Here is a 20,354-nt window from a genome sequence, read left to right as displayed (position 1 = left end):
GCGAGGCTTGCCCGCGATAGCCATCTTCCAGGCACCACAAAATCAGGGGTTCAGCAGACGCGCCGCCTTGTCCTTGAGCACCTGCAAATCCATCACCGGCACCCGCAGCTCCTTGGCTTGTTCGTCCCAATGGCGCAAGCGCAGGCTGACCGCGCACAGCGGGTCCTGCTCGAAGGCCCGGGCCTCCTCGGCGCTCATCACTCCACCCTGGTATTCCAGGGTGCGCCGGCTGGCTTGGCTGAGCCGCTCGTAATAGCCCGGTTCCTTGAAGGTCAGGTAACGCTTGGCCTGCACGTGGTACTCCACCAGCCGCGCCAGGCGCTCGCTGAAACCGGCGCGGCGCAGGTAGTCGGCGCCCAGCCGCTCATGGCTGACCACGCCGAAACCGCCCATGTTCTCGGCATCCTGCACACAGATATGCCCGATATCGTGGAAGAACGCCGCCAACACCACTTCGTCGTCGAAGCCCTCGGCCATGGCCCGTTGCGCGGCCTGGGACATGTGTTCGAGCTGCGACACCGGCTCGCCGATGTAGTCGCTGTCGCCAAAACGCTCGTACAGGCCGAACACCTCGGCGATCCGCTGCTCAGGCCCCATCAGGCTTCCTCCAGCAAACGGGCGATATTGCCCTCGGCCATGGCCGGGCCGACGCTCATGCCCACACCGCTGTGCATCAGCGCCACGCTGACCCCGGCGGCCGGGCGCAGGAACGAGAACGGCCCCGGGCCGCGGGCGCCATAGACACCCTGCCAGCGCTCGATTACCTGCACCTTGCAGCCCAGGGTGTGTTCGGCCAGTTCGAGCATCCAGTTGTCCACCTGTTCGGCATTGAACGGCGAGGGATCGCTGCCGTAATGGTGGGAGTCGCCGATGATCAGCTCACCATAGGGCGTCGGGCTGATCAGCAGGTGGATGCCGTTTTCGTGCAGGTGCGGCGCGTCCCGCAGGATCTGCGCCTGCACCGCCGCCGCTTCGGGCAGGTCGGCAAAGGCGCCGTAATGCACACAGCTCAGGCCGGTGAGCAGCGCGTGTTGCAGGTCCAGCTGCACCTCGGGCCGGGCGCGGAGCATTTGCAGGCGACAGACCTGCGGCGCCAGCGCGGCAATCGGCTCGGCCAGCAGGGTCTGGTAGTCATGCCCGGAACAGACCAGGATCTGCGCCGCGCGAAAGCTGCCGGCGGTGCTGTGCAACTGGCCGGGCTCGATGTCGCGCACCAGGGTGGAGAAATGAAACTCCACCCCGAGGTCACGGCGCAGGTAGTCGATCAGCATCGGCAGGGCTTCGCGGGAATACAGCTGCTGGTCGTCCAGGCCGTGCAGCGCCGCGCGATGATGGCGCAAGCGCCCGCCGTACAGATCGTTCAAGGCCGCGCCGCGCAGCAGTTCGACGCGGTAGCCGTGCTCCCGCGCGCGTCCGGCGCAGAAGGCCTGCAGCAATTGCTCTTCGGCCTCGGTGCGGGCGAACAGGTAAGAGCCGTTGCGCTTGAGCGGCAGGCCAGCCAGTTCGGCCCAGTCACCCCAGATGCCGCGGCTGGCCCTGGCCAGGTCGAGCATCACCCCAGGCGGCTGGCCGGTCACCAGGGCCTGACCGAAATTGCGCACCGACGCGCCCAGGGGCGTGGCGCTGCGCTCGAAAACCTTGACCCGCAAACCGCGCTTGGCCGCGGCATAGGCATGGGACAGCCCGAGGATGCCGGCGCCGACGATCAGCAGGTCGTTGTGGTTGCTCATGTGTATGTTGTCCTTGGGAGATGACCTGTAGGAGCGAGCTTGCTCGCGAAAAAAACCAAGGGCACCGCGTGCATTCAGGACGCCCTTGTCATCGTTGGCCTCCATCGCGAGCAATCGAGCGTCGACCGGCTGCTCCTACAGGGAGACCTTGCGGTTACTTCGTGGCGACCTTCTCGGACTTGCCGTCATAGCGCTTGCGCCACTCGGCGAGGATCTCGTCGCGGTTCTTCGACGCCCAGGCGAAGTCGTTCTTGATCAGGCGCTGCTCGTAGTCGGCCGGCAGTTCGGTCTGCGGCTTGGCGATCCCCGGCTGGGCCAGGACGGCGAAGTTTTCCTTGTACAGCTCCATGGCCGCGGGGCTGGCGGAGAAGTCGGCGAGTTTCTTCGCGGCTTCTTCATGCGGGGTGCCCTTGATTACCGCGGTGGCTTCGATTTCCCAGCCCAGGCCCTCCTTCGGCAGCACGATGTCCAGCGGCGCGCCCTGGCGCTTGAGCTGCACGGCCGGGTATTCGAAGGAGATGCCGATCGGGAATTCGCCGGCCGCCGCCAGCTTGCACGGCTTGGAACCGGAGTGAACGTACTGGCCGATGTTCTGGTGCAGGTCGTCCATGTACTGCCAGCCCTGCTTCTCGCCGAAGGTCTGCAACCAGGCGCTGACGTCGAGGAAGCCGGTGCCGGACGAGGCCGGGTTGGGCATGACGATCTTGCCCTTGTACTCAGGCTTGGTCAGGTCCTGCCAGCTCACCGGCTTGGTCAGGCCCTGCTTTTCGGCCTCGACGGTGTTGAAGCAGATGGTCGCGGCCCAGACGTCCATGCCGACCCAGGCCGGCGGGTTGGCGGCGTCGCGGTAGTTGCCGCCGATCTTGCCCAAATCCTTCGGCGCATAGCTTTGCAGCATGCCCTGCTGATCGAGGATCGCCAGGCTGGAGGCCGCCAGCCCCCACACCGCGTCCGCCTGCGGCCGGGCTTTTTCCGCCAGCAGCTTGGCGGTGATGATCCCGGTGGAGTCGCGCACCCATTTGATTTCCACGTCCGGGTTGGCGGCTTCGAAGGCCTGCTTGTAGCTCTTCAGTTGCTCGGCCTCGAGGGCGGTATAGACGGTCAGTTCGGTCTTCGCGGCGAAGGCGTTCATGCTGAAAGCAGTGAGGACAGCAGCGGCAACAGCCAGGGGCTTGAACATGGTGCGGTTCCTTTCTGTGGTAGTGGGGTTGGACAGATTCAGTGGCCGGGCGCGGTCTGCCGCCAGGCCTGGGAGCGGCGCAGCAAGCCACGCGAAGCCCAGGCCAGGAGCAGGGACACGCCCGCCGAGGTCAAGAGGATCAGGGTCGACATGGCGGCCGCGCCGCCGACGTTGCCGGCGTCGTCCATGTTCAGCACCGCCACCGCCGCGAGGATGGTGTCGGGGCTGTAGAGGAAGATCGCCGCCGAGACGGTGGTCATGGCCGAGACGAATAGGTAGCGCAGGATATCCAGCAGCGCCGGCAGGCAGATCGGCACGGTGACCCGCAGGTAATGGCGGTACAGCGGCGCCTTGAGCGACAGCGCGGCGGCCTCGAACTCGGCGTCGAGCTGGCGCAGCGCGGTGGTGGCGGTCATCTGCGCGGTGGTCAGGTAGTGGGCGATGGTGCACACCACCAGCAGGGTCATGCTGCCGTAGAACACATGCAGCGGGTTGCCGCTGAGGTTGAAGAAGAAGACATAACCCAGGCCCAGCACCAGGCCCGGCACCGCCATCGGCACGAAGCTGAGCATGCGCAGCGCCAGGTTGAGGCCGCGCTGGGCGTGGGTCTTCTCCATCAGGTAGGCGCCGGTGAAGATCAGCGCGCCGCCGATCAGCGCCGTGCACAGGGCCATGGTCAGGCTGTTGCGGTAGGCCAGCCAGCCGCCGCCGGCGGTGTCGTTGAACTGGTAGTGGTTGAGCGACAGCGACAGGTTATAGGGCCAGAACTTCACCAGTGACGAGAACACCGCCATGCCGAATACCAGCAGCAGCGCCGCGCAGATCAACAGGACGATCGCCAGGTAGCAGCCGTCTCTCACGCGAGAAGGCGCCGGCTGGAACACCTGGGCCCGGCCGCTCATGGAATCGCCATGACGGCGGCGCAGCCAGGCATCGACACCGAAGCTGAACAGCGCCGGCAGCAACAGCACCATGCCGATCAAGGCGCCACGGCCGAACTGCTGCTGGCCGACCACCGCCTTATAGGCCTCCAGCGCCAGCACCTGATAGTCGCCGCCGACCACCACCGGCACCCCGAAATCGGTGATGGTCAGGGTGAACACCAGGCAGAACGCGGCGAACACCGCTTGCCGGGTGGCCGGCCAGGTAATGCTGCGAAAGGCCTTGGCCGGGCTGGCGCCCATGCTCGACGCGGCGTCGAACAGCCGCGCATCGGCCAGGGACAGGGCCGACAGCAGGATCATCAAAGCGTGGGGAAAGGTGTAGATCACTTCGCCGAGGACAATGCCCCAGAAGCCGTAGATATTGTCCGAGAGCAGCCCGCGCAGCAGGCCCTGGTTGCCGAACAGATAGACCAGGGCAATCCCCGGCAGCATCGACGGCGCCATCAGCGGCAATAGCGACAGGCCGCGCCAGATCGCCTTGCCGGGAATCAGCGTGCGTTGCAGGGCATAGGCGAACAGGTAGGCCAGCGGTACCACGATGGCAGCGACGCTGAGGGAGACTTTCAGGCTGTTGCCCAACAGCCAGTGGAAGTTGGCGCTGGTCACCAACTCACGGGCGGCGACCAGGCCACCGCCCTGCCCGGCTTCACCGCTGAAGCCGCGCCAGAAGATCGCCAGCAACGGCAGCAGTACCGCCAGGCCCAGCAGCACGAGCAGCACCAGCTTGCCGCCGAGCACGAAGATGCGGTCGCCGATTTCCGCACGGGAAGCCTGGCGCGCCCGTTTTGCGGGTAGCGGCAGGCTCAGATCAACGGCCATCTCAGGCAAACACCTGCAGGCTGCGCGGTGGCAAGGCGACCCAGATGTCCTGGGCGCCAAGGCGCGGCATGGCTTCCGGGGCCAGCTCGGCCAGCAGCGGATGGCCGGGCAATTCGTTGAGTTCGAAGCTCATGCGGCAGCGGTTGCCGAGGAAGGTGATCTCCCGGACCTTGGCCGGGAACAGGTTTTCCTCGTGCACCGGCGGATTGACGTTGATCGCTTCCGGACGGCAGAACAACCGGCCCGAAGCGGCCTTGCCGGAGTCGGCCGCCAGCCGCAGGTTCATCCCGCCGACCTGGGCGTGGCTGTCGCTGCTGCGGCGGAACGGCAGCCAGTTGCCCTGGCCGACGAATTCGGCGACGAATGGGGTGGCCGGGCGATCGTAGATTTCCTGCGGCGTGGCGTACTGCTCGACCCTGCCGTTGTTCATCACCGCGATGCGGTCGGCCATCAACATGGCCTCGTCCTGGTTGTGGGTCACCATCAGGGTGGTGATACCCAGGCGCCGCTGCAGCTGGCGCAGTTCGGTACAGAGGTGCTCGCGCACCCGGGCATCCAGCGCCGACATCGGCTCATCCAGCAACAGCAACGAAGGCGCCGGGGCCAGGGCGCGCGCCAGGGCCACCCGCTGCTGCTGGCCGCCGGACAGCTGGCCGGGGTATTTCTTTTCGCTGCCGGTCAGGCCCACCAGTTCCAGCATCTGCGCCACGCGCTGGCGCACTTCGTCACGGCCGCTGCCGGCCAGGCCGTAGGCGATGTTGGCTTCGACGCTGAGGTTGGGGAACAGCGCATAGGACTGGAACAGAATGCCGTAGTCCCGGGCCTGGGGCGCCAGGTGCGAGACGTCGCGGCTGCCCAGGTACAACTCACCCCGGTCCTGGCGCTCGAGGCCGGCGATGCAGCGCAGCAAGGTGGTCTTGCCGCAGCCCGACGGGCCGAGCAGGCACACCAGCTCACCGGCCGCCACATCCAGGGAGACGTTATCCAGCGCGGTGAAAGCGCCAAAGCGCTTCTGCATGCCGCGCACCTTCATCGGTGCGCCGGGGTTGCTCAGGGCAGTTGCGATCGGGTTGTTCATGGACGGACCTCATCAAGCAGATGCAGGCCATCCTAGGGAGCGAATGCGTAGTTACTGTGGCAGTGAGGCAAAAGCTGCCGATAGTGGTATTGGCGGATTTGGGTTGGGGATCGCGTTAGCCGTTGCGACGCTATCGCGGGCAAGCCTCGCTCCTACAGAAGCCGGGCGGTGTTTCTGTAGGAGCGAGGCTTGCCCGCGATCACCTGCGCAGCAGGTGGCTGTTCAGGCCGGCGCCATTTCCTGCGCCAGCCCGAGGAAGGCCGCCGGCAGGCGCGCGCCCTTGCGCTCCTTGAGGCAGTACAGGTATTCGGCGATCTGCGGCGCGTTCTCGATGGTCAGCACCCGCAGCTGCGGATCGTGGGGCACTTCCTGGCGGGCAATGATGCTGATGCCGATATTGCGCAGCACCGCCTCGCGGATCGACTCGCGGCTGCCGATTTCCAGCAGCGGCCCGAAGCTGACCCGGGCGCTGTCGAGCAGCTCTTCGGTCAGGCGCCGGGTGGTGGAGCCCGGCTCGCGCATCAGCAGGGTATGCCCAGCCAGGGCATTCAGGGGGACGTGATCGAGGGCCGCCAACGGATGATTGCGATGCACCGCCAGCACCAGCGGATCGCTGCCGAGCACCCGGCGGATCAAGCGCGAATCTTCCAGCAACTGCGAGGACGCGGCGATGTCGACCCGATACTCCTCCAGCGACTCCAGGACCTGCTGCGAGTTGCCGATTTCCACCGACACCTCCACCTGGGGCAGGCGCTCCCGAAAGGTCTTCACCAGATCGAGGATGTAATACGGCGCCGTGGCGGCGATCCGCAGGGTGCCTTGCAGCTGGCCGCTGTTACGCAGGAAAAACTCGATATCGGCTTCCTGTTGCAACAGCGCCTTGACCATCGGCAGCAGCCGGGCGCCCTCCTCGCTAACGCTGAGGCGGCGCCCGCCGCGATAGAACAGCTCGACCGCGTACTGGCTTTCCAGATGGCGGATCTGGGTGGTCACCGTGGGCTGGCTCAGGCCGAGCTTTTTCGCCGCCAGGGTGATGCTGCCCAGGCGGGCCACCATGTAAAACGCCTTCAGCTCGGCACTCAGCACTGCACGCTCTCGTTATCCCTTTATTTGCGCAACAGGCGCAAACCGTTGAAGACCACCAACAGGCTGACGCCCATGTCGGCGAACACGGCCATCCACATGGTGGCCAACCCGAAGAAGGTTACCCCAAGAAAGATCGCCTTGATGACCAGGGCCAGGGCGATATTTTGTACGAGGATGTTCGAGGTCTGGCGGGACAGTCGGACAAAGGCCGGAATCTTGCGCAGATCGTCGTCCATCAGGGCGACATCGGCGGTCTCGATGGCAGTGTCGGTCCCCGCCGCGGCCATGGCGAAACCGATCTCTGCGCGGGCCAGGGCTGGGGCGTCGTTGATGCCGTCGCCGACCATACCGACCCGATGCCCTTGGGCATACAGATCTTCGATGGCTTGCAGCTTGTCGGTGGGCAGCAGGTCGCCGCGGGCCCGGTCGATGCCCACCTGGGCGGCGATGGCCTCGGCAGTGTGCGGGTTGTCGCCGGTCAGCATCAGGGTCTTGATGCCCAGCTCGTGCAACTGCTGGATCGCTTCGCGACTGGACTCCTTGACCGTGTCCGCCACGGCGAACAGGGCCAGGGGGCCGGCGCTGTCGAGCAACAGCACCACGGTCTTGCCCTGTTTCTCCAGGGCGAACAGCTGCTCTTCCAGCTCTGGCGAGCACAGCCCCAGTTCCTCCACCAGGCGATGGTTGCCCAGGTGGTAGAGCTGGCCGTTGATTTCCCCGCGCACACCGCGGCCGGCCAGGGCTTCGAAGTTATCCACAAGGTGCAGACTCAGTTGCTTATCCACAGCCGCATTGGCGATGGCCAGGGACACCGGGTGATCGGAACGGGACGCCAGGCTGGCGGCGATGGCCGGGGCGCTGCTGTCCGCCAGCGGGTCGAGGGACAGGAAATCGGTCTGCACCGGCTTGCCGTGGGTGATGGTGCCGGTCTTGTCCAGCGCCAGGTAGTCGAGCTTGTAACCGCCCTCCAGGTAGACCCCGCCCTTGATCAGGATGCCTTTGCGCGCCGCCGCGGCCAGGCCGCTGACGATGGTCACCGGGGTGGAAATCACCAGGGCGCACGGACATGCCACCACCAGCAGCACCAGCGCGCGGTAGATCCAGTCGAACCAGGCGGCGCCCATGAACAGCGGTGGAATCACCGCCACGGCCAGGGCGAAGGCGAACACCGCGGGGGTATAGATTTTCGAGAAGCTGTCAACGAAACGCTGGGTCGGCGCCCGCGCGCCCTGGGCCTGTTCCACCGCGTGGATGATCCGCGCCAGGGTCGAGTTGTTGGCCGCCGCGGTCACCCGATACTCCAGGGAACCGGCCTGGTTGATGGTGCCGGCGAAGACCTTGTCGCCCAGGGTCTTCTCCACCGGCAGGCTTTCGCCGGTGATCGGCGCCTGGTCGATGGTCGAACTGCCGGCCACCACCTCGCCGTCCAGGCCGATGCGCTCACCCGGACGCACCCGTACCCGCGCGCCGAGTTCGATGCTTTTCGCTTCCAGCTCGAGCCAGCTGCCGTCCGCCTGCTGCACCGTGACCCGTTCCGGGGTCATCTGCATCAGGCCGCTGATGGCATTGCGCGCGCGGTCCAGGGACCGGGCCTCGATCAGCTCAGCCACGGTGAACAGGAACATCACCATCGCCGCTTCCGGCCATTGGCCGATCAGCACGGCGCCGGTCACGGCGATGCTCATCAGGGCGTTGATGTTGAGGTTGCGGTTCTTCAGGGCGATCCAACCCTTCTTGTAGGTGCCGAGACCGCCGCTGAGGATCGATACCAGGGCAATCACCGCCACCACCCAGGTCGGCGCGGCGCTGGTGAAGTGGATCACTTCCGCGGCCAGCGCGCCGATGCCGGACAGCGCCAGCGGCCACCAGTGCTTTTTCACCGGTGCTGCGGCCGGGGCATCGGACTCGCCACCCTGGCCGATGGGCTCTGCCTCCATGCCCAGGGACTTGATGGCGGCGATGATCGGAGCGTCGTCCTGCAGGTCGTGGGTCACGCCCAGCACGCGGTTGATCAGGTTGAACTCCAGTTGCTGCACACCCGCCAGCTTGCCCAGCTTGTTCTGGATCAGCGTCTGCTCGGTCGGGCAGTCCATGGCGTCGATGCGAAAGCTGCTCAGGCGCGCATTGGCGCTCGGCGCCGCGCTGAGCTTGACCAGCGATGGCGCGGCGGCCGACGAACAACAGGCATCGCCATGGCTGTCAGCCTGGGGCTCGCTCAACTGGACCAACGACGGCGCTGAACAGCAGGAACCGTCGTGACCGGCATGATCGTGTTTTTTCACCGGATGCAGTTTTGCGCCATGGCCGTGATCGTGATCGTGATCGTGATCGTGATCGTGGCCAGCATGCTTGGAACCAGCGCCGGGTTTGCCAGGGGTGTGCAACGAATCGCTCATAAGGTCGCGTCCGAAAAGGTGCCTGTTGCCAAGTGAACACCCTGTAGCCACTATAGGGTCAAGCACCCTTTCGGAGATTGGCGCGATGAAAATTGGCGAGCTGGCGAAGCTGACCGACTGTCAGGTCGAAACCATCCGTTACTACGAGCGCGAAGGCCTGCTGCCGGAACCGGCCCGCAGCGAGGGCAATTATCGCCTGTATACCCAGGCCCACACCGAACGCCTGACCTTCATCCGCAACTGCCGCAGCCTGGACATGACCCTCGAGGAAATCCGCAGCCTGCTAAACCTGCGCGACAGCCCGCAGGACCAGTGCCAGAGCGTGAACGCGCTGATCGACGAACATATCCACCACGTCAAGGCGCGGATCGACGGGCTGCTGGCCTTGCAGACACAGCTGCTCGACCTGCGCCAACGCTGCAGTGAAGGGCCGGACCTGGATCAGTGCGGGATTTTGCAGAGCCTGGAAGTCAGCGGCTCGGTGGCCCCCAGCGAGGCCGAGGATTCTCACGTGGGCCGTAGCCACGGCCACTAGACAAACCCTGTAGGAGCGAGCTTGCTCGCGATAGCGGTAAGGTGAGCACCGCAAATCTCAGCCTGGCGGCTGATCGCGAGCACGCTCGCTCCTACAAAGGGTGGATCAGACCGCCATCGGCGCGGTCATCGGCGCGTGGTGCTCGTAGCCTTCCAGCGAGAAGTCGCTCGGCTCGACCTTTTCCAGCCACTCCGGCTCGTACACACCGGTCTTGGTAAACTCCGGTACACGCTCGGAAATCACCAGCTTCGGCATCGGGAACGGCTCGCGCTTGAGCTGTTCGTTGAGCATGTCCAGGTGGTTTTCGTAGACGTGGGCGTCACCGATGAAATAGGTGAACCAGCGCGGGGTGTAGCCGGTCAGGCGACCGATCAGGCTCAGCAGCGCCGCGCCTTCGGTGAGGTTGAACGGCGTACCCAGGCCCAGGTCGTTGGAACGGATGTAGAGGGTCAGGGAAATCTCCCGAGTCTCGACATTCGGGTGGAACTGGTACAACAGGTGGCACGGTGGCAGGGCCATTTCATCCAGCTGGGCGCAGTTCCAGCCGTGGAACAGGATACGGCGGCTGCCCGGGTCCTTGATGATGGTGTCCACACACTGGCGCACCTGATCGATGGCCTTGTACAGCACCACGTAGGCCTGGCCGTTTTCCTCACCTTCGGCGATCTGCCGGTAGCCCTGCTTCAGGGTCTGCTCGATGGCGGCGGGGTTGCTCAGGGGGATCTGCTTGTACGCCGGCCACTTGCGCCATTGCACGCCGTAGATCTCACCCAGGTCGTCCTCGCCCTGGCGGAAGGGGTTGGCCAGCCACTGGGCGTTTTCGTTGGCGTTCTGGTCCCAGACCTTGCAGCCCAGGGCACGGAATTCGGCGGCGTTGTTCACCCCACGAAGGAAACCGCACATCTCGCCGATGGCCGACTTGAAGGCCATCTTGCGGGTGGTGATCGCCGGAAAACCGTCTTTCAGGTCATAACGCAGCATCGCGCCGGGGAAGCTGATGGTATTCACGCCCGTGCGGTTGGCCTGCTTGGTGCCGTTCTTGATGACGTGGGCGACCAGATCGAGATATTGCTTCATGTATTACCTGTGTCCTTGAAGGCAGGGCTCGCGCCCTGCGATCCGAATTAGAGCGCGGCGTCTTTCGCCGCCGGTGCCGCTGGAGCGCGGTGGTAGGCCAGCCAGATCAGGAACAGGCCGCCAACGATCATCGGCAGGCACAGCACCTGGCCCATGGTCAGCCAGTTCCACGCCAGGTAACCCAGCTGCGCATCCGGGACCCGGACGAACTCGACGATAAAACGGAAAATACCGTAAAACAGGGCGAACATCCCGGAAACCGCCATGGTTGGGCGAGGTTTGCGCGAGAACAGCCAGAGGATGAGGAACAGCGCCACGCCTTCCAGGGCGAACTGATACAGCTGCGAAGGATGGCGCGGCAGCTGGGCCGGGTCGCTGAACGGCGGGAAGATCATGGCCCACGGCAGGTCGGTCGGCTTGCCCCACAACTCGGCGTTGATGAAGTTGCCGATGCGCCCGGCGCCCAGGCCGATCGGCACCATCGGCGCGACGAAGTCCATCAGTTGGAAGAACGACTTGTTGTTCTTCTTGCCGAACCACAAGGCCGCCAGCATCACCCCGATGAAACCGCCGTGGAACGACATGCCGCCTTTCCAGACCTCGAAGATCAGCGTCGGGTTGGCCAGGTAGGCACTCAGGTCGTAGAACAGCACATACCCCAGGCGCCCACCGACAATGACCCCCATCGACATCCAGAACACCATGTCGGAGAGCTTTTCCTTGGTCCAGGTCGGGTCGAAGCGGTTCAACCGGCGCGACGCCAGCAGCCAGGCGCCACCGATGCCGATCAGGTACATCAGGCCGTACCAGTGAATTTTCAGCGGGCCGATGGCCAGGGCCACCGGGTCGATCTGCGGGTAAGGCAGCATTGCGACTCCTCGTTAGAGTGAAACTCGATGTGCGCCGCGACCATGTCACGCGCGGATTAAGCCAGGATTGCGAAACCTGTCAGAGCAGGAACGTCAGGCCGACCACGAACAGCAGGCCGGCGAACAGCCGCTTCAACAGGCGCGGAGACAGCCGATGGGCCAGTCGCGCGCCGAACCGGGCAAAGACCATGCTGGTCAGGGCAATGCCCAGCAGCGCCGGCAAATACACAAAACCCAGACTATGAGCCGGCAGCGACGGATCATGCCAGCCCAGAATCATGAAACTTATTGCACTGGCCACGGCAATCGGCAAACCACAGGCCGAGGACGTGGCCACCGCCTGCTGCATCGGCACGCTGCGCCAGGTCAAAAACGGCACGGTCAGCGAGCCGCCGCCGATGCCGAAAATCGCCGAAGCCCAGCCGATCACACTGCCGGCCAGGGTCAGCCCGAGCTTGCCGGGAACGTCGCGGCTGGCCTTGGGCCGCAGATCCAGGGTCATCTGCAGGGCGATCACCAGGGCGAAAACACCGATGATTTTCTGCAGGTTCGGCCCGGAGATCGCTTCGGCCGTCAGCGCCCCGACCCCGGCGCCGAGCAGGATGCCCAGGGTCATCCAGGCAAAGATCGGCCAGCGCACCGCGCCCCTGCGCTGGTGTTCGCGAACCGCGTTGACCGAGGTGAAGATGATGGTCGCCAGCGACGTGCCGACCGCCAGGTGGGTCAGGATCGACGGATCGAAACCTTGCAAGGTGAAGCTGAACACCAGCACGGGCACGATGATGATGCCGCCACCCACGCCAAACAGACCAGCCAATACGCCGGCGCAGGCCCCCAGCAGCAGATAGAGCAGAAATTCCATGGAGGCATCCCGAAAAGAGAGCGGCATGGTAACGGATGCATGGCCCTTGGCTCCACTGGATGGCGATGGATACCCAGTCGATCTGTGCGTAGAGTGGGCAAAAAACACAAAAGGGACGACCTGATGTGCTTGATCGTATTCGCCTGGCGGCCGGGCCACGCCCTGCCCCTGATCGTCGCGGCCAACCGTGACGAGTTCTACGCCCGCCCCAGCCTGCCGCTGGCGCAATGGCCCGAAGCGCCCGACATCTACGCCGGCCGCGATCTGGAGGCCGGCGGTACCTGGCTCGGCCTCGGCGCCGACGGACGCTTCGCCGCCCTGACCAATATCCGCAATCCCCACCAGCCCCCCGCACGCCGTTCCCGAGGCGAGCTGGTAGCGCGTTTTCTCAGCAACAAGATGTCGATAGACGACTATTTCAGCGACGTTGTCGGCCGATCCCTGGAATATGCCGGCTTCAACCTGCTGATAGGCACCCCTGACCAGCTCTGGCACTACAACGCCCAGGCCCGTGAGCCGCAGCAACTGGACAGTGGCGTGTACGGCCTGTCGAATGCCGGGCTCGACACACCCTGGCCCAAGCTGCTCAAGGCCAAGGCGGCGCTGCAGGAAGTACTGCACGACCCGCACCCCCAGGCTCTGCTCGCCCTGCTCAGCGATGCGCAGACCGCGCCGTTTGCCGACCTGCCCGACACCGGGGTTGGCCTGGCCACCGAGAGCCTGCTGTCGAGCGTGTTTATCGCCAGCCCCAGTTATGGCACGCGGGCCAGCACGGCGCTGATCGTCCGGGCCGATGGTTCCAGGCACATAGTCGAGCGCAGCTTCGGGCCCTATGGCGGGCATCTGGGGGAAGTGGAGCTGAGGGTTTAGCGGCGTCTGAAAGTACGCTATCGCGAGCAAGCTCGCTCCTACAGGGTTTGGCGACGTCTGTAGGAGTGAGCTTGCTCGCGATCGTTTTTAAAGAGTCTTGGCCGACGCCGGATTGATCATCCGCGCCAGGCCCAGGTTCTTCAGCGCCAGTTGCAGCGAGCTGTGGATAACTTGCGGGTTGTCGATGGTCATCAACTCGGCCAGCAATTCCTTGGCCTTGCTGAGATTGATCTGACGCAGCATCCACTTCACTTTCGGCAGGTTGGTGGCGTTCATCGACAGGCTGTCGAAGCCCATCGCCATCAGCAGCACCGCCGCCGCCGGATCGCCGGCCATCTCGCCGCAGATACTCACCGGCTTGCCTTCGGCATGGGCGTCGCGCACCACGGTCTGCAAGGCTTGCAGCACCGCCGGATGCAGGTAGTCGTAGAGATCCGCCACCCGTGGGTTGTTGCGGTCCACGGCCAGCAGGTACTGGGTCAGGTCGTTGGAGCCGACCGACAGGAAGTCCACCTGGCGCGCCAGTTCCTTGGTCTGGTACACCGCGGCCGGGATCTCGATCATCACCCCGATCGGCGGCATCGGCACATCGGTGCCTTCGTCGCGCACTTCGCCCCAGGCGCGGTGGATCAGGTGCAGTGCCTCTTCCAGCTCATGGGTGCCGGAGATCATCGGCAGGAGAATGCGCAGGTTGTTCAGGCCTTCGCTGGCCTTGAGCATGGCGCGGGTCTGGACGAGGAAAATCTCGGGATGGTCGAGGGTGACGCGAATGCCGCGCCAGCCGAGGAAGGGGTTGTCTTCCTTGATCGGGAAATACGACAGTGACTTGTCGCCGCCAATGTCCAGGCTGCGCATCGTCACCGGTTGCGGGTGGAAGGCCGCAAGTTGCTCGCGATAGATCGCCAACTGCTCCTTTTCGCTCGGGAAGCGTTGGTTGATCATGAACGGCACTTCGGTGCGGTACAGACCCACACCTTCGGCGCCGCGCTTCTGCGCCCGCGCCACGTCCGCCAGCAGGCCGGTGTTGACCCACAGCGGCATGCGGTGGCCGTCCAGCGTCACGCACGGCTGGTCGCGCAGCGCATCCAGGCCCTGGGCCAGTTGCCGTTCTTCCTCGACCACATCGGCGAACTGCTTGCGCAGCACATCGCTGGGGTTGGTATAGACCTCGCCGTGGTAGCCATCGACGATCATCTGGATGCCGTCGACTTTCGAGTACGGCAGGTCGACCAGGCCCATCACCGTCGGGATGCCCATGGCCCGGGCCAGGATCGCCACGTGGGAGTTGCCCGAACCCAATACCGAGACCAGGCCGACCAGCTTGCCTTCCGGCACCTCGCCGAGCATGGCCGGCGTCAGTTCTTCGCTGACCAGGATAGTGTTGTCGGGGTAGACCAGGGTTTGCTGGCGCTCTTCCTGCAGATAGGCCAGCAGGCGACGGCCCAGGTCCTTGACGTCCGACGCCCGCTCGCGCAGGTAGGCATCGTCCATCAGTTCGAAACGGTTGACGTGATCGGTGACCACCTGGCGCAACGCGCCCTGGGCCCACTGGCCGGTCTTGATCACGGTGGTCACTTCGCTGCCCAGGGAGGCATCGTCGAGCATCATCAGGTAGACGTCGAACAGCGCCCGCTCTTCGGGGCGCAGCTGGGTGGCGAGTTTTTCCGAGAGGGTGCGCATGTCGGCGCGCACGCCTTCGATGGCGGTCTTGAACAACGCCAGCTCAGCGTCGATGTCGGTAATGCTCTTGTCAGGCACCACGTCCAGGTCGGCCGGCGGCAGCATGACCACCGCGGTACCGACCGCCGCGCCGGGCGAGCCGGGCACGCCGATGAACTTGGCTTCCTGGATACCCTTGCCCTGGCGACCCAGGCCACGGATCGAACCGGTAGCTTCGGCATGAGCGATAACCCCCGCCAGTTGGGCGCTCATGGTCACCAGGAAGGCTTCTTCGCCCTCGTCGAACTGACGACGCTCCTTTTGCTGGATGACCAGAACGCCGACGACCCGGCGGTGGTGAATGATCGGCGCGCCGAGGAAGGAGGCATAGCGCTCCTCGCCGGTCTCGGCGAAGTAGCGATAACGCGGGTGATCGGCGGCGTTTTCGAGGTTCAGCGGTTCTTCGCGCGTACCGACCAGGCCGACCAGACCTTCGTTGGGTGCCATGCTGACCTTGCCGATCGAGCGCTTGTTCAAGCCCTCGGTGGCCATCAGGACAAAACGGTTGGTCTCCGGATCCAGCAGATAGACCGAGCAGACCTGGCTGCCCATGGCCTCTTTGACGCGCAACACAATAATCCCCAACGCCGCCTTGAGATCCTTGGCGGAGTTAACTTCCTGGACGATCTTGCGCAGCGTATTGAGCATGGCTCGGGGTCGAACTCCGTCGTCAGTCGCGCGCTAGAAGGCGCGGGGCAAGCTCTTTGAGAGCGCGGCGATAAACCTCGCGCTTGAATGTCACCACCTGGCCCAACGGATACCAATAACTGACCCAGCGCCAGCCATCGAACTCCGGTTTACCGGTCAAATCCATCCGCACCCGCTGCTCGTTGGAGATCAGGCGCAGGAGAAACCATTTCTGTTTCTGGCCGATGCACAGCGGTTGGCTGTGGGTACGGACCAGGCGTTGCGGCAAACGATAGCGCAACCAGCCCCGGGTGCAGGCGAGAATTTGCACATCTTCGCGTTCCAGGCCTACTTCTTCGTTCAACTCGCGGTACAGAGCGTCTTCCGGCGTCTCTTCGGGGTTGATTCCCCCTTGCGGAAACTGCCAGGCATCTTGATTGATACGGCGAGCCCATAGCACCTGGCCGGCATCATTCGTCAGAATGATCCCGACATTGGGGCGGAAACCATCGGGGTCGATCACGGCAACAACCTCGCAAACGCATGTCGCCGCATTGTTCCACAAAGGTTGTGAAAGCAGCAACGAGGCTTCCTAGCTTATGTGCACTCTTGTGAAAAGACCGTATTCTGGACGCCTTTTTTCAGACTTATCAGCGAGTAACCGTGATGCGCCTGGCTTTATTCGACTTGGACAACACCCTTCTGGGCGGCGACAGTGACCACGCCTGGGGCGATTACCTGTGCGAACGAGGCTTCCTCGACGCCGTCGCCTACAAGGCCCGCAACGACGAGTTCTACCAGGACTACCTGGCCGGCAAGCTCGACCAGGCTGCATACCTGAACTTCTGCCTGGAGGTTCTCGGCCGCACCGAGATGGACGTGCTCGACCAATGGCACCGCGACTACATGCGCGACTGCATCGAGCCGCTGATGCTGCCCAAGGCTGCGCAATTGCTGGCCAAGCACAAGGCCGCCGGCGACAAGCTGGTGATCATCACCGCCACCAACCGCTTCGTCACCGCGCCGATCGCCGAACGCCTGGGCGTGGAAACCCTGATCGCCACCGAGTGCGAGATGCAAGACGGCCGCTACACCGGGCGCAGCATCGACGTCCCGTGCTTTCGCGAAGGCAAGGTCACCCGCCTGACGCGCTGGCTCGAGGAAACCGGCCATAGCCTGGAAGACAGCTACTTCTATAGCGATTCGATGAATGACTTGCCGCTGCTGGATCTGGTGGCGAACCCGATCGCCGTGGACCCGGACCCGAACCTGCGGGCCCTGGCCCAGCAGCGTGGCTGGCCGGTGATCAGCCTGCGCGCCTGAGGACGCCATCGCGAGCAAGCTCGCTCCTACGCCAATCTCTGTAGGAGCGAGCTTGCTCGCGATAACAATGCTAAAAGCCGATCAGACAGGCTTGGCGCCCATCAACCCGGCAATGGCGAAGAAACACACGAAGCTGAACACCGCCAGCGCCAGGGTGAACTTCGGACTCCCTACACCCGAAGCGATCCGGACCCGATTGAGCCGCGCCAGCAGCCAGAAACAGCTCAGGGCACCCAGGGTATAGATCAGGCTGGAGGCCAGGATCCAGGTCTGCCCCAGCGACCAGCCCAGCAGGTGCACCAGCCACCAGCCGCTGAACGGCAGGCTGGCCAGGCAGATCACCAGCAACAGCCAGACGAACACCAGCGGCCGGCGCAACAACCGGCTGTAAATGCTTGCGTCACCCTTGCTACGAGCGCGCCAGACCCAGATCGCCAGCCCTAGCGCGCTGCCCAGCAGCAACACGGTGGCCAGGATATGGACGGTTTTGAGGACGGTCAGCGTTTCCATGTAATCGACTCCTTGAGGCCTTGCCCACCAGCGTAGCCGTTCAGCCGAGGAACAGCTGATACGCCGGGTTATCACTCTCGTCCCAATACGGGTACCCGATCTGCTCCAGCGCCGCCGGCACCAGATGGCGTTCGCTCGCCGGCACTTGCAGGCCGGCGACCACCCGGCCATCGGCCGCGCCGTGGTTGCGGTAGTGGAACATCGAGATGTTCCAGCGCCCGCCGAGCTTGTTGAGGAAGTTGAACAGCGCGCCCGGGCGCTCCGGGAACTCGAAGCGGAACACCACTTCGTCGCTGACCCGCGCGGCATGCCCGCCGACCATATGACGGATATGCAGCTTGGCCAGTTCGTTGTCGGTCAGGTCGGTCACCGGGAAGCCCTGTTCGGACAGGCTGGCGATCAGCGCACTGCGCGGATCGTTTTCCGGGTGGGTCTGCACGCCAACGAAGATGTGCGCTTCGCTGCCGGTGTTATAGCGGTAGTTGAACTCGGTGATCTGGCGCTTGCCGATAGCTTCGCAGAACGCCTTGAAGCTCCCCGGCTGTTCGGGAATGGTCACGGCGATGATGGCTTCGCGGCCCTCGCCCAGCTCGGCGCGCTCAGCGACATGGCGCAGGCGGTCGAAGTTGACGTTGGCGCCAGAGTCGATGGCCACCAGGGTCTGCCCGCTGACGCCGCGCTGTTCGACGTACTTCTTGATCCCTGCCACGCCCAGGGCGCCAGCCGGCTCGGTGATGGAGCGGGTGTCGTCGTAGATGTCCTTGATCGCCGCGCAGATCTCGTCGGTGCTGACGGTGATCACTTCATCCACGTAGTCCTTGCAGATGTCGAAGGTGTGCTGGCCGATCTGCGCCACCGCGACGCCGTCGGCGAAGATGCCCACGGTCGGCAGCACCACGCGCTCGCCGGCGGCCATCGCCGCTTGCAGGCAGTTGGAGTCGTCCGGCTCGACGCCGATGATCTTGATTTCCGGCCGCAGGTATTTGACGTAGGCCGCGATCCCGGCGATCAGGCCGCCACCGCCGACCGGCACGAAGATCGCGTCCAGGCGCCCCGGATGCTGGCGCAGGATTTCCATCGCCACGGTGCCCTGCCCGGCGATGGTGTGCGGATCGTCGTACGGGTGGATATAGACGTAGCCTTTTTCGTCCACCAGCTTCAGCGAGTAGGCCAGGGCTTCGGGAAAGGAATCGCCGTGCAGCACCACTTTGCCGCCGCGCGAGCGCACGCCTTCGACCTTGATCTCCGGGGTGGTCTTGGGCATCACGATGGTCGCCTTCACCCCCAGCACCTTGGCCGCCAGGGCCAGGCCCTGGGCATGGTTGCCGGCCGAGGCGGTGACCACGCCACGGGCGCGCTCCGCGTCGCTGAGCTGGGTCAGCTTGTTGTAGGCGCCACGAATCTTGAACGAGAACACCGGCTGCAAGTCTTCGCGCTTGAGCCAGATCTGATTGCCCAGCCGCTCGGAGAGCTGGCGGGCAGTCTGCAACGGGGTTTCTACGGCAACGTCGTAAACGCGCGAGGTGAGGATCTTTTTGACGTACTGTTCGAGCATCGGAAAGCATCACTGAGCGGGTTGGGCAGGGCCAGCGAGTCTAACCCAGCGTTTGCCCGGGCGACCACACGAATCCAGAGGTTTAACCCTCTGTAGCCGCTGCCGAAGGCTGCGATAGGTCCGTAGGACCTCCAGCGCACTCTCGTCCGTCACGACCTGACGGTCGATCGCAGCCTTCGGCAGCGGCTACCAAAAGCAGTTCGCCAAACGGGCAATGACCTGCTCAGGACACCGGCCTATAATGCCGGCCTTTCCGTTCCCCCTTGCCCGCTTCCGGAGCCCGCATGACCCAGGATCAACTCAAACAGGCCGTGGCCCAGGCTGCCGTCGACCTCATCCTCCCGAAACTCGATGACAAGAGCATCGTCGGGGTCGGCACCGGCTCCACCGCCAACTGCTTCATCGACGCCCTGGCCCAGCACAAGGCCGCCTTCGATGGCGCGGTCGCCAGCTCCGAAGCCACCGCGGCGCGCCTCAAGGGCCACGGCATCCCGGTGTACGAACTGAACACCGTCAGCGACCTGGAGTTCTACATCGACGGCGCCGACGAAAGCGACGAGCACCTGAACCTGATCAAGGGCGGCGGCGCGGCCCTGACCCGCGAAAAGATCGTCGCGGCCGTGGCCAAGACCTTCATCTGCATCGCCGACGCCAGCAAGCTGGTGCCGGTGCTGGGCGCCTTCCCGCTGCCGGTGGAAGTGATTCCGATGGCCCGCAGCCACGTGGCCCGCGAGCTGGTGAAGCTGGGCGGCGACCCGGTCTACCGGGAAGGCGTGATCACCGACAACGGCAACATCATCCTCGACGTGCACAACATGCAGATCACCAATCCGGTGGAGTTGGAAGCACAGATCAATGCGATTGTCGGCGTGGTCACCAACGGCCTGTTCGCCGCCCGCCCGGCCGACGTACTGCTGCTGGGCACCAGCGAAGGCGTGAAGACCCTCACCGCCTGATGCCGCCGATTTCGCCCCTGCCGCAATGGCGGGGGCGAATGCTTCGATCCATACCTCCCCCCGCCTCTCCCCGCACCAACTCCGCCCGCACCGCTACTTTTCGCCGCATTTAGCCGCAGAAATATCCAGATTCGCGCTCCAGGTCTCAGCACGGCCCACGACTTCCCGTATCAAATCCGTTACAAATTACCGCCAGGCGACGTTCGGTTTAAGCAATG

19 protein-coding genes are annotated in these 20,354 nt (G+C 64.5%); 5 read left to right on the top strand and 14 right to left on the bottom strand.

All coding sequences use genetic code 11. The annotated features are described in order from the left end of the window. Positions 1-42 precede the first annotated feature (42 nt). The 7 genes from PVZ78_RS20275 to PVZ78_RS20245 form a co-directional block, all read right to left on the bottom strand. Positions 43-597, bottom strand: a complete 555-nt coding sequence (locus PVZ78_RS20275) for a phosphonate degradation HD-domain oxygenase (RefSeq protein ID WP_016704821.1) — start codon at positions 595-597, stop codon at positions 43-45. After that, positions 597-1,730: a TIGR03364 family FAD-dependent oxidoreductase gene (locus PVZ78_RS20270; protein WP_273829146.1), complete on the bottom strand. Its 1,134-nt coding sequence runs from the start codon at positions 1,728-1,730 to the stop codon at positions 597-599. Before PVZ78_RS20270 ends, PVZ78_RS20275 begins: the two co-directional genes overlap by 1 nt. A gap of 154 nt (positions 1,731-1,884) precedes the next feature. Beyond that, positions 1,885-2,910: a putative 2-aminoethylphosphonate ABC transporter substrate-binding protein gene (locus tag PVZ78_RS20265; RefSeq protein WP_273829145.1), complete on the bottom strand. Its 1,026-nt coding sequence runs from the start codon at positions 2,908-2,910 to the stop codon at positions 1,885-1,887. A gap of 38 nt (positions 2,911-2,948) precedes the next feature. Continuing rightward, positions 2,949-4,673 (bottom strand): putative 2-aminoethylphosphonate ABC transporter permease subunit, encoded by a 1,725-nt coding sequence (locus PVZ78_RS20260; protein ID WP_016704818.1) that lies wholly within the window; start codon positions 4,671-4,673, stop codon positions 2,949-2,951. A gap of 1 nt (position 4,674) precedes the next feature. Beyond that, positions 4,675-5,751, bottom strand: coding sequence for a putative 2-aminoethylphosphonate ABC transporter ATP-binding protein (locus PVZ78_RS20255; RefSeq protein WP_038636035.1), 1,077 nt, complete (start codon positions 5,749-5,751; stop codon positions 4,675-4,677). Between the two features lie 222 nt (positions 5,752-5,973). Next, complete coding sequence (locus tag PVZ78_RS20250) at positions 5,974-6,837, bottom strand: LysR family transcriptional regulator (protein ID WP_009051348.1); 864 nt, start codon at positions 6,835-6,837, stop codon at positions 5,974-5,976. A 20-nt stretch (positions 6,838-6,857) separates the two neighbouring features. After that, positions 6,858-9,056 (bottom strand): heavy metal translocating P-type ATPase, encoded by a 2,199-nt coding sequence (locus PVZ78_RS20245; protein ID WP_233146675.1) that lies wholly within the window; start codon positions 9,054-9,056, stop codon positions 6,858-6,860. 36 nt (positions 9,057-9,092) lie between these two features. Between PVZ78_RS20245 and PVZ78_RS20240 the strand changes: the two genes are divergently transcribed. Together PVZ78_RS20240 and cadR are read left to right on the top strand one after the other, a co-directional pair. Then, a complete protein-coding gene (locus PVZ78_RS20240; protein ID WP_273829148.1) occupies positions 9,093-9,269 on the top strand; it encodes a hypothetical protein in 177 nt (58 codons plus the stop codon). A gap of 49 nt (positions 9,270-9,318) precedes the next feature. After that, positions 9,319-9,768: a Cd(II)/Pb(II)-responsive transcriptional regulator gene (gene cadR, locus PVZ78_RS20235; protein ID WP_009051350.1), complete on the top strand. Its 450-nt coding sequence runs from the start codon at positions 9,319-9,321 to the stop codon at positions 9,766-9,768. Between the two features lie 105 nt (positions 9,769-9,873). On the opposite strand, the gene PVZ78_RS20230 is transcribed toward cadR, so the two are convergent. The 3 genes from PVZ78_RS20230 to PVZ78_RS20220 form a co-directional block, all read right to left on the bottom strand. Continuing rightward, positions 9,874-10,845: a thymidylate synthase gene (locus tag PVZ78_RS20230; protein WP_273829144.1), complete on the bottom strand. Its 972-nt coding sequence runs from the start codon at positions 10,843-10,845 to the stop codon at positions 9,874-9,876. Positions 10,846-10,892: 47 nt separating this feature from the next. Then, complete coding sequence (gene lgt / locus PVZ78_RS20225; RefSeq protein ID WP_009051352.1) at positions 10,893-11,714, bottom strand: prolipoprotein diacylglyceryl transferase; 822 nt, start codon at positions 11,712-11,714, stop codon at positions 10,893-10,895. Between the two features lie 79 nt (positions 11,715-11,793). After that, complete coding sequence (locus PVZ78_RS20220; RefSeq protein ID WP_009051353.1) at positions 11,794-12,576, bottom strand: sulfite exporter TauE/SafE family protein; 783 nt, start codon at positions 12,574-12,576, stop codon at positions 11,794-11,796. A gap of 123 nt (positions 12,577-12,699) precedes the next feature. On the opposite strand from PVZ78_RS20220, the gene PVZ78_RS20215 reads away from it, so the two are divergent. Continuing rightward, positions 12,700-13,446 (top strand): NRDE family protein, encoded by a 747-nt coding sequence (locus PVZ78_RS20215; RefSeq protein WP_009051354.1) that lies wholly within the window; start codon positions 12,700-12,702, stop codon positions 13,444-13,446. Between the two features lie 87 nt (positions 13,447-13,533). On the opposite strand, the gene ptsP is transcribed toward PVZ78_RS20215, so the two are convergent. Next, positions 13,534-15,813 (bottom strand): phosphoenolpyruvate--protein phosphotransferase, encoded by a 2,280-nt coding sequence (gene ptsP, locus PVZ78_RS20210; RefSeq protein ID WP_016704812.1) that lies wholly within the window; start codon positions 15,811-15,813, stop codon positions 13,534-13,536. A 22-nt stretch (positions 15,814-15,835) separates the two neighbouring features. Continuing rightward, entirely contained in the window at positions 15,836-16,315 is a 480-nt protein-coding gene (locus tag PVZ78_RS20205; RefSeq protein WP_007927344.1) for an RNA pyrophosphohydrolase, read from the bottom strand. A 143-nt stretch (positions 16,316-16,458) separates the two neighbouring features. Here PVZ78_RS20205 and PVZ78_RS20200 point away from each other — a divergent pair, with 143 nt between their 5' ends. Continuing rightward, the gene (locus PVZ78_RS20200) at positions 16,459-17,115 is read left to right on the top strand and encodes an HAD family hydrolase (protein WP_016704811.1); all 657 of its coding nucleotides are present in this window, start codon (positions 16,459-16,461) and stop codon (positions 17,113-17,115) included. An 81-nt stretch (positions 17,116-17,196) separates the two neighbouring features. On the opposite strand, the gene PVZ78_RS20195 is transcribed toward PVZ78_RS20200, so the two are convergent. Continuing rightward, positions 17,197-17,625, bottom strand: coding sequence for a DUF2269 family protein (locus tag PVZ78_RS20195; protein ID WP_009051357.1), 429 nt, complete (start codon positions 17,623-17,625; stop codon positions 17,197-17,199). 40 nt (positions 17,626-17,665) lie between these two features. Beyond that, complete coding sequence (gene ilvA, locus PVZ78_RS20190; protein WP_009051358.1) at positions 17,666-19,180, bottom strand: threonine ammonia-lyase, biosynthetic; 1,515 nt, start codon at positions 19,178-19,180, stop codon at positions 17,666-17,668. Between the two features lie 284 nt (positions 19,181-19,464). On the opposite strand from ilvA, the gene rpiA reads away from it, so the two are divergent. After that, positions 19,465-20,136, top strand: coding sequence for a ribose-5-phosphate isomerase RpiA (gene rpiA / locus PVZ78_RS20185; RefSeq protein ID WP_009051359.1), 672 nt, complete (start codon positions 19,465-19,467; stop codon positions 20,134-20,136). Positions 20,137-20,354 lie beyond the last annotated feature (218 nt).

The organism is Pseudomonas sp. SBT1-2, assembly GCF_028640875.1.
GTDB lineage: Bacteria > Pseudomonadota > Gammaproteobacteria > Pseudomonadales > Pseudomonadaceae > Aquipseudomonas > Aquipseudomonas chlororaphis_I.
The sequence above is the reverse complement of the archived record's forward strand: the minus strand, read 5'-3'. Positions and strand labels throughout refer to the sequence as shown.

What these genes read in the sequence shown, in the direction of transcription:
- lgt (WP_009051352.1), bottom strand. Translation starts at nt 11,714, where the DNA reads ATGCTGCCTTACCCGCAGATCGACCCGGTGGCCCTGGCCATCGGCCCG.
- cadR (WP_009051350.1), top strand. Translation starts at nt 9,319, where the DNA reads ATGAAAATTGGCGAGCTGGCGAAGCTGACCGACTGTCAGGTCGAAACC.
- PVZ78_RS20195 (WP_009051357.1), bottom strand. Translation starts at nt 17,625, where the DNA reads ATGGAAACGCTGACCGTCCTCAAAACCGTCCATATCCTGGCCACCGTG.
- PVZ78_RS20275 (WP_016704821.1), bottom strand. Translation starts at nt 597, where the DNA reads ATGGGGCCTGAGCAGCGGATCGCCGAGGTGTTCGGCCTGTACGAGCGT.
- PVZ78_RS20265 (WP_273829145.1), bottom strand. Translation starts at nt 2,910, where the DNA reads ATGTTCAAGCCCCTGGCTGTTGCCGCTGCTGTCCTCACTGCTTTCAGC.
- PVZ78_RS20260 (WP_016704818.1), bottom strand. Translation starts at nt 4,673, where the DNA reads ATGGCCGTTGATCTGAGCCTGCCGCTACCCGCAAAACGGGCGCGCCAG.
- PVZ78_RS20255 (WP_038636035.1), bottom strand. Translation starts at nt 5,751, where the DNA reads ATGAACAACCCGATCGCAACTGCCCTGAGCAACCCCGGCGCACCGATG.
- PVZ78_RS20200 (WP_016704811.1), top strand. Translation starts at nt 16,459, where the DNA reads ATGCGCCTGGCTTTATTCGACTTGGACAACACCCTTCTGGGCGGCGAC.
- PVZ78_RS20230 (WP_273829144.1), bottom strand. Translation starts at nt 10,845, where the DNA reads ATGAAGCAATATCTCGATCTGGTCGCCCACGTCATCAAGAACGGCACC.
- PVZ78_RS20220 (WP_009051353.1), bottom strand. Translation starts at nt 12,576, where the DNA reads ATGGAATTTCTGCTCTATCTGCTGCTGGGGGCCTGCGCCGGCGTATTG.
- ptsP (WP_016704812.1), bottom strand. Translation starts at nt 15,813, where the DNA reads ATGCTCAATACGCTGCGCAAGATCGTCCAGGAAGTTAACTCCGCCAAG.
- ilvA (WP_009051358.1), bottom strand. Translation starts at nt 19,180, where the DNA reads ATGCTCGAACAGTACGTCAAAAAGATCCTCACCTCGCGCGTTTACGAC.
- rpiA (WP_009051359.1), top strand. Translation starts at nt 19,465, where the DNA reads ATGACCCAGGATCAACTCAAACAGGCCGTGGCCCAGGCTGCCGTCGAC.
- PVZ78_RS20215 (WP_009051354.1), top strand. Translation starts at nt 12,700, where the DNA reads ATGTGCTTGATCGTATTCGCCTGGCGGCCGGGCCACGCCCTGCCCCTG.
- PVZ78_RS20270 (WP_273829146.1), bottom strand. Translation starts at nt 1,730, where the DNA reads ATGAGCAACCACAACGACCTGCTGATCGTCGGCGCCGGCATCCTCGGG.